Here is a 13,421-nt window from a genome sequence, read left to right as displayed (position 1 = left end):
TTTTAAATAGTTTAGTTGCATGTATCCAACAGGGCCAGGATTCCGGCCCAGGAAGCGTTGAGTATGGCCGCGAGCTCCGCATTGTCCGTCTCGGTCAGGACCTTGCGTTCGAGCATGGCGTCGACCACGGCCCGGTCATGGGGGAACCGCCCGGCCAGGGTGTACCCCTGGGCCGAACTCCACGTCTCGATCTCCTCGGTCATGGCCGGGTTCACGTCCCACTTGTTGACCAGCACGGCCACCTTGGTCCGGAACCGGCCGCACAGCTCGGCCACGCGCTTGAGATCGTGCAGCCCCGAGGGCGTGGGCTCGGTGACGATCACGGCCAGGTCGGTCCCGGCCATGGAGCTGATCACCGGGCAGCCGATGCCGGGCGTGCCGTCGCACAGGACCAGGTCGAGCCCCCGCTCCTCGGCCATGGCCCGCCCCTTCTGCTTGAGCAGGGTGACCAGGCGGCCGGAGTTCTCCTCGCCGGGGAAGAGCTGGGCGTGGACCATGGGACCGAACCGGGTGTCGGACACATACCACTGGCCGCAGTGCTTTTCCGGGAAGTCGATGGCCTGCTCCGGGCACAGGGCCACGCAGACCTTGCACCCCTCGCAGGCCAGGGAGTCCACGCGGTAGGCGTCGCCGTCCTCGCGGACGGCGTCAAACCGGCACAGTTCCGCGCACTGGCCGCAGCCCACGCAGCGGGCCGGGTCGATGACCGCCTCGTGGCCGGAGTGGAACGGCTCCTCGCTGCGCACCTGCGGGGCCAGGAGCAGGTGAAGGTCCGGGGCGTCCACGTCCAGGTCGCAGAGAATGGCGTTTTGTGCGAGGTGGGCGAACGCCCCGGCCATGGAGGTCTTGCCCGCGCCGCCTTTGCCGCTGATGACCACTATCTCGCGCATGGGTCACCTCCGGCGACGGCGGCGCGCATATGTTCGCGCAGGCCGGTGAATGTTCCCTCCAGCTCCTTGAGGGCCTCGGCCACCACCTCGCCGCGCGAGTAGGCCTCGGCCACCTCCCTGGAATAGGGAATCTCGGCCCAGACCGGAATGTCGTTCTCACGGCAGAAGTCGCGCACGGCGGTGTCGCCCAGGTCGGCCCGGTTGATGACCGCGCCCATGGGTTTGCCCAGCGGCGTGAACGCCTCCCAGGCGAGCTTGAAGTCGTGAAACCCGAAGGGCGTGGGCTCGGTGACCAGGACGATGCAGTCCGCGTCGGTCACGGCCGCGATGGCCGGACAGCTCACGCCCGGAGGGGCGTCGATGAGGATGTCGCCCTTTTCCGAGAACTCGGGGAAGAGGCGGCGCACTTGGCGCATGAGCGGCGGGCTCATGGCCTCGCCCACGCGCAGGCGGCCCATGACGAAATCGTGCCGCCCGGCCGTGCCCCGGCAGATCTCGCCCAGCTCGCGGCGGCCCGGAAAGAGCGCGCCCTCCGGGCAGACCGCCAGGCAGCCGCCGCAGCCGTGGCACATGTCCGCGAACACGAGCAGGGTGTCGGCCATGACCGTGATGGCCTTGAACTGACAGATGTCCGCGCAGGCGCGGCAGCGGGTGCACTTGGACTCGTCCGCCTCCGGGACCTCGATCCAGGCCTTGCCGACGTCGGTCAGCTCGGGCTTGAGAAAGAGGTGCAGGTTGGGCTCCTCCACGTCCAGATCCACCAGGGTGGCCGGTCCGTCCCACAGGGCGGCCAGGGACGAGGACACCGTAGTCTTGCCCGTGCCGCCCTTGCCGCTGGCAACGGCGTAGATCACTTGTTGCCTCCGGCCGGGGCGTTGGCGTTGGCGGCCATGTCGACCTCGCCCGCCACGTACTTTTCCACGGCCTGGCGCACGGTCAGGTTGTCCACGTCCTGGCCCACGGCGATGCCCGCCGCTTCCAGGGCCGCAAAGGCCTTGGGCCCGACGTAGCCGGTCAGCAGGACCGAGGCGCCCGCGTTGGCCACGTTCTCGGCGGCCTGGATTCCGGCCCCCTGGGCCATTGCCTGGGAGCCGCCGTTGTCCACGTACTGGACCACGGCCATGGTCTGCGGGTCCACGATGGCGAAACCGGCCGCCCGTCCGAAACGGGGGTCGACGCGGTCGTCCAGGGTCGGTCCCTCGGTGGTCACTGCTATCCTGCTCATGGCTGTATCCTTGATTTGCTGTTGTTCGCCGGACCGTTGTCCGGCTCCCCGGCCCTGGCCCGTTCCCGCGCCCTGGCCCATATTCTGGCCGCCCATGCCGCGACCCTGGCCTCCCACGCCTCGGCCGCGGCCCATTCCACGGCCGCGTCCGCCCATGCACCGTCCGCCGCCGCCCGCGCCGCGCGGTCCGGTTCCGTCCATTCCGGGCATACTTTCATCTCCGATGGTTTCGGACACTCGGTCCGGTGACAACTTGGGGCACTCCCAGGCGTCCTCGGCAAAGGCGTAATGGCCACCCTCGATGCGGATGGCCTGCCCCTCCGCCAGGGCCGTGGCCACGATGCGTCTGGCTGCGCCGAGCACCCTGCCGAACGTGGCCCGGGAAACACCCATGGCCTGCGCGCCCTCCTCCTGGGTCAGCCCCTGGGCGTCGGCCAGCCGAAGCGCCTCAAGCTCCTCCAGGGTCAGGGTCGCGTTTTGCAATTCGCGCATGGGGATGCCCTGCGGCTTGTAATATCTCGCCCCGGGTTCCCGCTGCACGGTCCGCCTGATCTTTCGCCTTCCCATCGGCCCTCTCTTGTATGAACGTTTACACAGATGAAGATACGCTCAGGTTTTCCGGAGTCAAGGATAAAAATGAGCATATGCCCAAAAAAACTTCACCGAGGCCATATAGACCCCTCCAAAAATCATTGACTCGCCGAACGATTCCGAGCCAGCTTCGACGGGTGAGAATCCCAACGCTCGTCATTGCGCTGCTCGCGATGCTGCTGCTTCCCGCTTCCGCCCGTGGCGTGGAGCCCGCCGAACGGATCACCGAGGTCGTATCCGCCGGTCCGTCCTGGGAAACCTTCACCAACAGGGACGGCACCGGGCTGTACCACGAGGTCCTGGACGCGGTCTTCGCCCTGTACGGGGTCACGGTGCGGCACGAGTACGTGCCCTCGGAACGGGCCGACGAGTTGGTCCGGCTGGGCTGGGCCGACATGATGCTCTGCGACGACCGGGCCGACCCGCCCCTGCGCCTGGCCCGATACCCCCTGTACGTCAACGACTACCACGTCTTCTTCAACAAGGAGCGGATCGGCCCGTGGAAGGGGGCCGAGTCCCTGCGCGGCAAGGAGATCGCCGCCCAGAAGGGGTTTTATCACGACTGGGATTTCCCGGTGCCCGTGCGCATTCGCGAGATGGCCTCCGGGGTCAAGTGTCTGGAAATGGTCCTGCTCGGGCGCTCGGACTTCTACGTGGACGACATGGCCTTCATCCGGGACTCCCTCGCCAAGGAGGCCGCGTTCGACCGCGGCGCCTTCGACATCCGCAAGGCGGGCCGCCGCTCCTACCACCCCATGCTCAACACCACCCCGCGCTCCAACCGGGTCGTCAGGATGTACGACGACGGCATGCGCACCCTGCATGAACGGGACGCGCTGAGGCCCATCTACGAGAAATGGGGCCACACCTATCCCGACTTCGACAGCTACTGACCTCCGCCTGCCCCCATCCCCGCCCCTCCCCTGCACCGTGGACAACCGCGCCGGGCGGGTGTAATCACCAGGGCCATGCGCACCCATGCGGACCGGCTCCGCCACACCCTGCTCTACGAGCTCTTCGGGCTCATCCTGTGCACGCCCCTGGCGTCCTGGGCGCTGGGCCGCGACCTGCTGCGCGTGGGGCTGCTGTCCGTGTCCATGTCCGCCGCGGCCATGATCTGCAACTACCTGTTCAACCTGGCCTTCGACCACCTGCTGCTGCGCCTGGGCCGACCGCTGAACGTGCGCCCGCCCTGGCTGCGCGCCTTGCATGCCCTCAGCTTCGAGGTCTCCCTGACCCTGCTGACCGTGCCGTTGATCATGTGGTGGCTCGACCTCTCCCCGTGGGCCGCCCTGCTCACCGACATCGGCTATACCGGCTTCTTCCTGGTCTATACCTATCTCTACAACTGGGCCTATGACGCGGTCTTCCCCATGCCCGCCACGCCCGCAACGGAAACCGCTGGAGACTAGCCATGTTCGGCGTCCACGACTTCGTCCTCTTCGTCCTGTCCGGCCTGCTCCTGAACATCACCCCGGGCCAGGACGTCTTCTACATCGTCAGCCGGGGCGCGTCCCACGGCTGGAGGATCGGCTCCGTGGCCGCGCTGGGCGTGGGCACCGGCTGCTTCGTCCACGTCTTCGCCGCCGCGCTCGGCCTGTCCGCCATCCTGGCCACCTCGGCCATGGCCTTCTCCGTGGTCAAATACGCGGGCGCGGCCTACCTCATCTGGGTCGGCCTGACCATGTGGCGCAAAAACGGCGATGGCCACGACGCCGACAACAACGAGTTCTTCCGCGTCAACGTGCGCAAAATCTACTCCCAGGGGTTCTGGACCAACGCCCTCAACCCCAAGGTCGCCCTGTTCTTCATGGCCTTCCTGCCCCAGTTCGTGGCCACGGACGCGCCCAACAAACCGCTCGCCTTCCTGCTCCTCGGCGTGGTCTTCACCATCAACGGCACCCTGGTCAACCTCGCCTACGCATGGTCCGCCGCCCACGTCTCCGCCCGCCTCGGCAAAGGCGGCTCCTTCGGCACCTGGGCCAAACGCGCCGCCGGCACCCTGTTCATCGGCCTCGGCATCCGCCTGGCCATGTCCGACCCCGTCAGCTAGGCGGTTGCTCCATATTGGTCGTTAAGGGGAGGCCTCCGGCGGCCCCTTCGGGGAGACCAGGGCGCTGCCCTGGACCCGCTTAAGGCCGAGGGCCTTAAGAATCCCATGTTCGCTTCGCTCAGAGACGTGCGAGCGCGGAAGGCTGGCTCTGGACGCCTTCCGCCGTGCCGGTGTGCGATTTCGGCCAGAAAAAACGGATGAAACGGCGTGCTTCTTCACCAAAAGAAGCGCGCCGTTTTTTCTGCCCGGAATCGCGGATTTTTCTATTGGGGAAGGGACTAGCCCGTTAAGAAATACGCCGCCCGAAAACGCCGCAAAACCATTTTATCGAGTTCCGTCCACGCCCGCCTGCGGCGTTGGCAACCGTCCCGAAGGGATCGCGCCGGGCGGCCCTCCAGACCCCGTGGACGTCCGGCGCGATCCCTTCGGGACACCGCACAGCCGCGCTCAGCCTCCCCCATACAAAGAACGCCCTCCCACAACACAATCCCCCCATCCCCGCGACCGCACGCACTTGCCGAAGGCACCCAAAAAGTTTGGGAGGGGGTCCAGGGGGCAACCCTTTTCAAAGGGTTCCCCCTGGCGGGGTCCGGGGCAGCGCCCCGGCCGTCGGAGACGCCCGCCCGGCGAGGGCCCGCCGGAGGCCTCCCCGGCCCAGTCTAGCTCGCGCCTTCCCTGTCCATGCTGCGGTAGTTGATGGCTTCGGCCAGGTGGTCGGGCCCGATGCTGTCGGCTTGGGCGAGGTCGGCGATGGTCCTGCTGATGCGCAGGATGCGGGTGTAGGCGCGGGCGGACAGGCCCAGGGTTTCGACGGCCTGGCGCAGGAAGCGGTGTTCGGCCTCGCCCAGGGCGCAGAATTCCTCCAGAGCCGCGCCGTCGAGTTCGGCGTTGAGGGAGAAGTGGCGGCCTGCGAAACGATCGGCCTGGATTTGCCGGGCCTGAAGGATGCGAGCGCGCATGGTGGTGGAGTCCATTTCGGAGCGGGTCTGGCGCAGGTCTTCGTAGGGTACGGCGGGCACGTCCACGTGCAGGTCGATGCGGTCCAGGAGCGGGCCGGATATCTTGCTTCGATAGCGCTGCACGGCCAGCGGCGAGCAGGAGCAGGGGTGGGTCGCGTCGGACAGGTAGCCGCAGGGGCAGGGACTTGTTTTTATTTGGACAACATATTAACATGCTAGACATGTCAAAATCAAACAAGAAAAAAACAAAGGCATACAGCTATATAAGGATGTCGTCAAAAAAACAGCTTCATGGCGACAGCTTGCGAAGGCAACTTGAGGCGACACATAGATACGTGAAAGCCAACGGGCTTGTTCTCGATGATGATCTGCGGGACCTTGGTGTTTCGGCATACACCTCGGCCAACGTCACCGAAGGGGCGCTGGGACAGTTTCTGTCTCTTGTTCGCGAAAGCAAAATCCCATGCGGTTCGGTCCTAGTCGTCGAGTCGTTGGACCGAATTTCCCGCGCCAAGGTTCTGGACGCTTTCGACGTTTTCCGTGAGATCGTCCGCGCGGGCATAAAAATCCATACTCTTGAAAACGGGAAAACATACACTCACGAGAACATCAACGACAATTTCAGTGATCTGCTAATTTGCCTCGGGATCATGGCGAGGGCGAACGAGGAGTCCGAGCGGAAATCCGAACGGCTCGGTGCGATGTGGGACAACAAGCACCGTTTGGCTAAAAGGGGGGTCCCGATCGGCGGTCTCCATCCGGCGTGGGTCGAGTATTCCGCTGACCAGGGCAAATACATCCTGATCCCGGAAAGGGCTGAGTTAATCAAGCGGATGTTCGCGGAGACGATCACCGGGTACGGAAGACGCATGATCGCCATGCGTTTTAACGAAGAGAAGATTCCGACTTGGGGCCGTTCCAAGAATGGTTGGTCGGCTTCATACGTTGGCAAAATCGTCGATGAAAGATCGGTTTTAGGTGAATACCAGCCGTACACTGGTGGTAAACGCCAAGGGGGGAAGCGGGTTCCGTTCGGCGACCCCGTACATGGCTACTGGCCCCGGGTGATTGACGAGGAGACATGGCTTAGGGCAAGGGCTGCTTCCAAGCGGAGGAAATTGAAGCCCGACACGGGAGGGAAGGGGAAAAAGGGGTTTGTGACCAATATTTTCAGGAAAGTCGCTCGTTGCGGATTGTGTGGGTGTGCCATGCGTTTGCGCACTGCCCGTCCCAAAGACAAATATCTCGTTTGTGATGGCCGGAGTCGCGGGACGAACTGTGAACACGCCTCATTCCACCAGTATGCCCGGATTGAACAAGCGCTCCTTGATGGCCTCCTGCGAGAAATCGACCTGGACTCCATCGGCGAGGAAAAGACAATCCATAAGCCGGACCTTCAGGAGGAACTGAAAAAGGCGCAAGCCGAACTAGCGGAAAGCACGAGAACCTTGGACAAGCTAGTCGAGTCTTTCGGGGCCGACTCCATCCCGCAAGTCGAGCAACGCATCCGGGACATGCACGAGGACGTTAGGGGTTGTAAGGAAAGAATCCTAGACCTTGAAGATCGACTTGCAGAAAGCCAGGTAAAGCCGTCTATCAAAAAAAGGCAGTCCAACATCACGGCCTTGGCCGAAAAGTTGAAAAATGCAGATGAAGAAGAAGCGTCAAGACTTCGCGGGGAGTTGACCGCCGAGTTGAGACGGGTTGTCCGCAAAATTACTTTTTTCCCAGATCGGGTAGCTGTTTTTGAAATCGGTGGCGAACATACAGATATGCCTGACAGGACCCTATATTATGCATGTTTCTGTCCACCGCCACGAAGAGTAAATGAAAAGGTCGTCTGGCAAAGATTCATTTATAAAAAATCCGTACCGCCTGAATCCATTGTAGCAGGTGGTCCATTTGTTAAGCTAGATGGAACTCCCGCTCCACCGGAGCAGACACACTATGACTGGGATCTTGAGGACTTGCAAAAGTGGATAGCTACTCGATCAAAGCAACTGTAAAAACCGGCTACATTTTCCACAGAAAGACCCTTGAGGCGTTCAATTCTCCTTGCCCTGTGCTGGAAATGGCTTTTTGGGTCTTCTTTGGGCAATTCAGGAGGTTGCCGCATGGTAACCGCCACTCCTCACTTCAATCTGTCCTTGCCGAACACGGCCTCAAGCAGCCTCTCGACCTCGGCTTCCTTGGAGACATATTCCGTGAACCCGTCGGGCATCTCAAGGAGGAGTGCCTCGAATTCGTGGCGTTTCATCTTGGCCTGCTTCCACGGGGCGCTGCCAGGTAGCATGATTTTGAGCAGTTGAGCACATCCCATGGCCGACGTTCGTTGGTCTTGCATAATTTCTTCTTCATGCTCATCCCCGCACAATGCTGTACCTGATGCCCTTGCCCTGATGAAGGAAGCCACTCTAGGGGTCAGGGGCTGCATATCTGGCAGGGTTTGTACCCAGCCCGAATCGCATCCTTGCGCTTCTCGAAGTTTTCAACGCAGTTCTTGCAGTCGTAGTGGCGACATCCAGGCCGGTGAAAAACGTGACTGCTGATGTTTCCATGATACACAGTGCCCGAGGCGGCTTGGTATTTGGGTGCAGGAGCAAGCGCGTCACCCTTAACCCCACCTCCCCGTCGCCACTCCCAAGGTGCTTGCGGTGACGGACTGGCCCACAGGCCCACGCCCGCAACTCTGGCCTTTTGCTCAAACATAAGCCAGTTGTCACATGTGGGCTTTTCTCGGCAGTAAATGAGGTAAACCCAGGCCATGCCCGCTCGCACAAGGGCTTCACACACGTCTTGGTCATCAACGAAGATGTGGGCGACGGTCCGACCGTACCTGTCCTGGGCCATGGGCTCCATGTCAACGATCTTACCGAATACCAGCGATGTAAGATTCTGCTTGGCTTTGTTGCCGAAGTCCTGCCTGCTCTCGGGGGCATCGATGCCGTAGAGCCGAACCTTGATGGTCGTATTCCCTTCGGCCAACACCGTGATGGTATCGCCATCAGCTACCCCGACGACTTTGCCCATGAAAGCGTGAGACAGGCCGGTGAAAAAAAGAAGGATTAGGAGTAGGATCGAGAGAAATCTATTAGCCATGTGGGCCCCAAGGATTAGTTGATCTTGGCGCTCTTGTATCCCCTCCGGCCCTCTGGCTCAAGGTTTCAAACAGATACGCTGTTGCGGGCAAACCCTGTGCCAATGATAATTTTCCATCATTGACACAGGTGCAGTAGACCTTGTCGCTTGCGCTCAAGAATGCTGAGAACACGTTCACGGACAGTCGGCGCGCTGCACTCGGTCATGGAAACGTGCTGGTCGACCAGTGATGAGATCCACTTTGAATTCTTGTTAACGGCGTGAAAGGCCGTAAACAATCAACCGGAAGGTTGCTTACCTACGTTATTTCAATGGGTTGAAGACGCCATATTCACCACAAAAACCATAGTTGCCGTTGAAAATGACACTTGGGTGACACGCAAAATTTGCCGGAAAGAGAAACGGGGGGGGAATTGGTGCAAGCTCAATAATTCGGTGTTCGGATCAAAAATAGTACACGCACCGGAGTTCGCCCTTGGCTGCGTTGAGCTTGTTGCCGAACTCGGTGTCGGAGCCCCCGATCGGCAGGATGAGGCGGGGCCTCAACTCGATGTCGGACGTGAGCATGTAGGACGCTTCGGGGTTGAGGGAGAGGCTTCGATCCCCGAGGTTCATGATCACGGTCGCTGTCGTGTTCAGGTAGAGGATGTCGAAAGGTTCTTTTTGGGACACGCGGAAATATAGATAGTCCTGCCCGACGCTGCTCCGGTTGTAATCGGACGATACCTTTTTGCTTTTATTCAGGTCGGCGGCGTTCCCCGTGGCCTGATACGTGTCGTACGCCGTGTGGACATAGTCGTAGTAGGTTTCTAGTTGCGAAGCGGTGTACCCCTCTCCGTTGTGGTAATATTCAAGGAGATAGGTCGTTTCGTCCTCGGTCAGGTATCGGGCACCAAGAAGAAAGCTCCAAGCGTCGTATTTGTCAACGCTGCGGGTTCCGTCATCGTGGAACACCGTCTTCTCGTAGCCCAACCGGACCGCCGTTTCGCCGTGGATGGCGAAATTGTCGGTGAGGTTCATAGCAAAGTCGAAGCCGAGGGACGTATCATAATAGTCTCCGGCCATGACCATGACGTCTAGGTCCACATCGGAAAGCAGGAAGTAGAGCTTCCCCCCGTAGAGAACGCTGTCATCCGAGGCCAGCCCCGTGTTTACCCGCTCCCATACGGGAACAACTACCGGAGTGAACGCAAACGTCTTCAGTGGACCGTCAAAACTGAAGATGGCGTCGGCGACGCTCATGACGTAGCCCTCGCGGCTCTGGTCCGGGTCGTCCACGTCCTTGGGACGGCTGGCGAAGCTCACGGGGTTCCAGGCATATCCCTTGCCCCATTTGAGGACCTTTTTCCCGGCTTCCAGCGTGAATCTCGGGTCCGGCCTCCAGGCGGCCACGCCTTCCTCAAGCATGACCTCCCCGGCCCAATGCTTGTCGTCCTTGAAAAACCGTTCCGACGGTTCGTCCGGTTCACTGGCCGCCGACAGGGGCAACTGGCTCCATCCGACGTCGGCGCGCGGGCGGGCATAGAACCCGAACGTCTCGTACTTCAGGGATAGTTCGGGCTTGAGCTGGAACAGCAGGTCCGCCTGGAGTTCGTCCTTCGGGGAATCGAAGAAGCGTTGCTCGTACACCGCAGAATCCCTGTTCAGAAGACGTTCGTACATCCGAAGCTCGGCCTGCCCCCAGAACTCGAAGTGCTTTTCTTCCGTCGCGGAAATATCAAAATCCGCATCATACAGGGGCTCATCCTGGGCAAGGGCCGAAGCCGAGGCAGCCAGGATGAGCGCCATGCAGAAGAACGGCCCGAGCCATGTACCTGCTTTCGTCATTCCGTTTCCCGCCATCACTGACGAAGGGTTTCAATCCGCGGCAGGTAGTTGAGGGTGAAGACTTCATCCGAGAAATCCCTGGCCTTCATCCGGGCGAAGATCATCACCGAGAGGTACCCCTTGTGGAGCGGGCTGTCCGTCTCGACAATGGCCGGGCGGACGAACCCGCCGCCGAAATCGGTCATCTTCTTGAAATGCAGGGTCTTGATCAGCATCCCGGACGCCGCGAGACACTTGATCTCCGTCGGAACCAACCGGTCCTTGGCCACCAGCATCTCCAGCCTGTCGTAGGCAACCTCGTTGGTCTTCGCCTTCAGGCGAAGCAAATAGGCGTCACCGCTTTCCTCCAAGGATTCGGGCGTATATTCGGCGCTGTAGTCTAGGCGCATGATATCGGCATTGTTGAAGATGCCACCCGTTACCGATTGGAGGCTGGTTATCCTGACCGGCTTGGCCACGCTCGGAATGTGGAGCCACATGTTGTCGCCCAGGCGCAAGGTCCCGCGTCCCTTGTCGCTGGAAGGCTCCAGGAAGACGGAGGCCACCATATCCTGGCCTTTCTTGATGGTGTAGAGGACGTATTCCCTTTTGCTCCCGTCCGGCTCGATGTTGATGAGCTTGCGGTAGGATTCGTAGCTGACCGGGGCGAGGTTGCGGTCCACGGCCAGGAGCACTTCCCCGGCGTCCATGGCTGACGCCGGCCAGCCCCCGGCAAGGACGAGACAGACGGCGGCAACGGACAGAACGTATTTCAAGTAATGCATTTGTGGTATCCTCATGATGTTATACGTGCCCGAGCGCATCGACGGGTTCCATCCGGCTCGCCTTCCACGCGGGTTGCAGCGCCGCCAGGGCGGAGGCGAGCAGGACGATGGCCGACAAAAAGAGCATTTCGCCGGGATTGATGTCCGGGCGCACGATCAGGTTGTCCATCCGTCCGAAGGAGAAGGCAACTCCCGCCGCCTTGAAGGCCAACAAACCGCCCACGCCCAGAATCAGGCCGAGCGCCGTCCCCAGCACGCCCAGGAGCACGCCCTCGGCCACGAAAAGCGACATGATCGTTCCGGGGGATGTCCCCATGGCGGCAATGGTTCCGATTTCCCGTACGCGCTCGAAGACCGACATCAGCATCACGTTGAGCACGCTGATAAGAACGATGGCGACCATGACGATCTTCACCGTGACCAGCATCAGGTCAATCATGTTTGCGATGTTGGAGAACGGCGACAGCTTGTCCCAGGTGTGCAGTTCGAAGGCGGGCTGGCCCTTCTTGTTCTTGACCTCCCCGAGCGTTGCCGCGAGCGACGCTGCGACAGGCTTCAGCTTGTTGAAATCGGACACCCTGACCACGATTTCCGTGACTTCGCCCGGTTCGGTGCGCAGGAGGCTGCGGGCGTCTTCGATGTGCATGTAGGCGTCCTTGCCGCCCGGTCCCATGAGGTCCTCGATGATTCCGGCAATCTGGAATTCCATGCCGTTGACGGAGCCGTCCTTGTTGGTGGCAACCAGCACCACGGAGTCGTCGGGCTTCATCCCCAGGCTCTTGGCCACCTTTTCGGGAACCACGACCTGGCCCTTTTCGAGCAGTCCCTCGCCGGGACCGGGGGCTCCCTGCTTCATCCTGTCAGCCAAGGCCGTGCAGACAGCCAGCTCCCGTTTCGGATCGACAGCCGAAAGCCTGACGTTGGTGCTTTCCATGTAATTGCTGAGGACCGCACCGAATTTCAGTCTGGGCGCATAGGCTGTCACACCGGGTGTCGCTTCGAGCATTTCCGATATTTTTTGGTATGCCGGCCCTTTCATGTTCAGGTTGAGGGGCATCGTGTCGATGGACGAGAAGTACCCCTTTCGATGGATTTGCAGGTGGCCGATGCTTGAATCTGTGATGATGCCGATCATCATGGACTTGAACGACCCGGCCAGGCCTGAGAACATGACCACCATGCACACGCCGATGACGATGAGCAGAGAGGTGAGGGCGGTACGCCGTTTGTAGCGAGTAAGGTTGCGCAGGGCGATCTTGAATATGTTACGCATGGTCTTTTCCTCCCTGGTACAGCGGGTTTCCGTTCAGCAGCCTGCCGTCCTCAATGCCGTGCACCACGTCGGCGTGTTCGACGATGCGCGGGTCGTGGGTGGAGAAGACGAAGGTGGTCCCGTAGGTGTCCCGCATCTTTTTCATCAAATCTATTATCTTGTGGGCCGTGTCGTGATCGAGGTTCGCGGTGGGTTCATCGGCAAGCACCACGTCCGGGTTGGTCACCAGCGCCCGGGCCACGGCCACGCGCTGTTTCTGTCCGCCCGATATCTGGTCCGGCCGCTTGTCCTTCTGGTCGGCCATGCCTACGGCCTCCAGCACGGCCATCACGCGTTCCCGCCGCTCGCCTGCGGGGGTCCGGGAGATCATGAGCAAGGGGTATTCGATATTCTCATACACGCTCAGGACCGGGATGAGATTGAACGACTGGAAGATGAAACCGAGATGCTTGCCGCGAAAATTCGCCGCCGCCTTCTTGTCCAGGGTGTCCACCCTGGTGTCGGTCACGCGGACCTCCCCGGAAGACGGCTTGTCCATGCAACCGATGATGTTGAGCAGCGTTGTCTTGCCGCTTCCCGAAGGTCCCACGAACGTGACGAGTTTCCCTTTTTCGATGGACACGGTAACCTGTTTCAAGGCTTCGGTTTCGACCTGACCCGTCAGGTATTTTTTCGAAATGCTGTTCAGCTCGATCAGCGACATGATTTTCTCCTGTACGCATGACTCAGGGGCATCCCCC

13 protein-coding genes and 1 pseudogene are annotated in these 13,421 nt (G+C 61.0%); 4 read left to right on the top strand and 10 right to left on the bottom strand.

Going from position 1 to position 13,421, the window contains the following annotated elements; genetic code table 11:
- Positions 1 to 11 precede the first annotated feature (11 nt).
- The 3 genes from BerOc1_RS09345 to BerOc1_RS19275 are packed head-to-tail and all read right to left on the bottom strand — an operon-like array spanning position 12 to position 2,682.
- On the bottom strand, positions 12 to 890 hold the full coding sequence (locus BerOc1_RS09345; RefSeq protein WP_071545440.1) for an ATP-binding protein: 879 nt from the start codon (positions 888 to 890) through the stop codon (positions 12 to 14).
- The gene (locus tag BerOc1_RS09340) at positions 878 to 1,744 is read right to left on the bottom strand and encodes an ATP-binding protein (protein ID WP_071545439.1); all 867 of its coding nucleotides are present in this window, start codon (positions 1,742 to 1,744) and stop codon (positions 878 to 880) included. Before BerOc1_RS09340 ends, BerOc1_RS09345 begins: the two co-directional genes overlap by 13 nt.
- Positions 1,741 to 2,682: a DUF134 domain-containing protein gene (locus BerOc1_RS19275; RefSeq protein WP_242652937.1), complete on the bottom strand. Its 942-nt coding sequence runs from the start codon at positions 2,680 to 2,682 to the stop codon at positions 1,741 to 1,743. The genes BerOc1_RS09340 and BerOc1_RS19275 overlap by 4 nt, the downstream gene beginning before the upstream one ends.
- Positions 2,683 to 2,879: 197 nt before the next feature.
- Between BerOc1_RS19275 and BerOc1_RS09325 the strand changes: the two genes are divergently transcribed.
- The 3 genes from BerOc1_RS09325 to BerOc1_RS09315 all read left to right on the top strand — a co-directional run bounded on the left by BerOc1_RS09325 (position 2,880) and on the right by BerOc1_RS09315 (position 4,759).
- On the top strand, positions 2,880 to 3,599 hold the full coding sequence (locus BerOc1_RS09325) for a substrate-binding periplasmic protein (RefSeq protein WP_071545438.1): 720 nt from the start codon (positions 2,880 to 2,882) through the stop codon (positions 3,597 to 3,599).
- A gap of 75 nt (positions 3,600 to 3,674) precedes the next feature.
- On the top strand, positions 3,675 to 4,118 hold the full coding sequence (locus BerOc1_RS09320; protein WP_071545437.1) for a PACE efflux transporter: 444 nt from the start codon (positions 3,675 to 3,677) through the stop codon (positions 4,116 to 4,118).
- A gap of 2 nt (positions 4,119 to 4,120) precedes the next feature.
- Positions 4,121 to 4,759, top strand: coding sequence for a LysE family translocator (locus BerOc1_RS09315; RefSeq protein ID WP_071545436.1), 639 nt, complete (start codon positions 4,121 to 4,123; stop codon positions 4,757 to 4,759).
- Between the two features lie 659 nt (positions 4,760 to 5,418).
- Here BerOc1_RS09315 and BerOc1_RS09310 read toward each other — a convergent pair.
- A pseudogene (locus tag BerOc1_RS09310) lies at positions 5,419 to 5,904 on the bottom strand (magnesium chelatase subunit ChlI family protein); the annotation flags it as partial.
- 26 nt (positions 5,905 to 5,930) lie between these two features.
- On the opposite strand from BerOc1_RS09310, the gene BerOc1_RS09305 reads away from it, so the two are divergent.
- Positions 5,931 to 7,724 (top strand): recombinase family protein, encoded by a 1,794-nt coding sequence (locus tag BerOc1_RS09305; protein ID WP_084641310.1) that lies wholly within the window; start codon positions 5,931 to 5,933, stop codon positions 7,722 to 7,724.
- 125 nt (positions 7,725 to 7,849) lie between these two features.
- Here BerOc1_RS09305 and BerOc1_RS09300 read toward each other — a convergent pair whose 3' ends face one another.
- From BerOc1_RS09300 to BerOc1_RS09275, 6 genes are all read right to left on the bottom strand, one after another.
- Positions 7,850 to 8,062, bottom strand: a complete 213-nt coding sequence (locus tag BerOc1_RS09300) for a hypothetical protein (protein WP_129586516.1) — start codon at positions 8,060 to 8,062, stop codon at positions 7,850 to 7,852.
- 77 nt (positions 8,063 to 8,139) lie between these two features.
- Complete coding sequence (locus BerOc1_RS09295) at positions 8,140 to 8,817, bottom strand: thermonuclease family protein (protein WP_071545432.1); 678 nt, start codon at positions 8,815 to 8,817, stop codon at positions 8,140 to 8,142.
- 444 nt (positions 8,818 to 9,261) lie between these two features.
- Entirely contained in the window at positions 9,262 to 10,644 is a 1,383-nt protein-coding gene (locus BerOc1_RS09290) for a hypothetical protein (protein ID WP_071545431.1), read from the bottom strand.
- A 14-nt stretch (positions 10,645 to 10,658) separates the two neighbouring features.
- Positions 10,659 to 11,408 carry an outer membrane lipoprotein-sorting protein gene (locus tag BerOc1_RS09285; protein ID WP_071545430.1) on the bottom strand — a complete coding sequence of 250 codons (750 nt, stop codon included), beginning with the start codon at positions 11,406 to 11,408 and terminating at the stop codon, positions 10,659 to 10,661.
- A 19-nt stretch (positions 11,409 to 11,427) separates the two neighbouring features.
- The gene (locus tag BerOc1_RS09280) at positions 11,428 to 12,681 is read right to left on the bottom strand and encodes an ABC transporter permease (protein ID WP_071545429.1); all 1,254 of its coding nucleotides are present in this window, start codon (positions 12,679 to 12,681) and stop codon (positions 11,428 to 11,430) included.
- The gene (locus BerOc1_RS09275) at positions 12,674 to 13,384 is read right to left on the bottom strand and encodes an ABC transporter ATP-binding protein (protein WP_071545428.1); all 711 of its coding nucleotides are present in this window, start codon (positions 13,382 to 13,384) and stop codon (positions 12,674 to 12,676) included. The genes BerOc1_RS09280 and BerOc1_RS09275 overlap by 8 nt, the downstream gene beginning before the upstream one ends.
- Between the last annotated feature and the right edge of the window lie 37 nt (positions 13,385 to 13,421).

Source organism: Pseudodesulfovibrio hydrargyri, assembly GCF_001874525.1.
GTDB lineage: Bacteria > Desulfobacterota > Desulfovibrionia > Desulfovibrionales > Desulfovibrionaceae > Pseudodesulfovibrio > Pseudodesulfovibrio hydrargyri.
This window is presented reverse-complemented; position numbering and strand designations above follow the sequence as displayed.

Coding starts and splice junctions, on each gene's coding strand:
- BerOc1_RS09325 (WP_071545438.1), top strand. CDS start 2,880: ATGCTGCTGCTTCCCGCTTCCGCCCGTGGCGTGGAGCCCGCCGAACGG.
- BerOc1_RS09320 (WP_071545437.1), top strand. CDS start 3,675: ATGCGCACCCATGCGGACCGGCTCCGCCACACCCTGCTCTACGAGCTC.
- BerOc1_RS09290 (WP_071545431.1), bottom strand. CDS start 10,644: ATGACGAAAGCAGGTACATGGCTCGGGCCGTTCTTCTGCATGGCGCTC.
- BerOc1_RS09295 (WP_071545432.1), bottom strand. CDS start 8,817: ATGGCTAATAGATTTCTCTCGATCCTACTCCTAATCCTTCTTTTTTTC.
- BerOc1_RS09300 (WP_129586516.1), bottom strand. CDS start 8,062: ATGCAAGACCAACGAACGTCGGCCATGGGATGTGCTCAACTGCTCAAA.
- BerOc1_RS09345 (WP_071545440.1), bottom strand. CDS start 890: ATGCGCGAGATAGTGGTCATCAGCGGCAAAGGCGGCGCGGGCAAGACC.
- BerOc1_RS19275 (WP_242652937.1), bottom strand. CDS start 2,682: ATGGGAAGGCGAAAGATCAGGCGGACCGTGCAGCGGGAACCCGGGGCG.
- BerOc1_RS09285 (WP_071545430.1), bottom strand. CDS start 11,408: ATGCATTACTTGAAATACGTTCTGTCCGTTGCCGCCGTCTGTCTCGTC.
- BerOc1_RS09280 (WP_071545429.1), bottom strand. CDS start 12,681: ATGCGTAACATATTCAAGATCGCCCTGCGCAACCTTACTCGCTACAAA.
- BerOc1_RS09275 (WP_071545428.1), bottom strand. CDS start 13,384: ATGTCGCTGATCGAGCTGAACAGCATTTCGAAAAAATACCTGACGGGT.
- BerOc1_RS09315 (WP_071545436.1), top strand. CDS start 4,121: ATGTTCGGCGTCCACGACTTCGTCCTCTTCGTCCTGTCCGGCCTGCTC.
- BerOc1_RS09305 (WP_084641310.1), top strand. CDS start 5,931: ATGCTAGACATGTCAAAATCAAACAAGAAAAAAACAAAGGCATACAGC.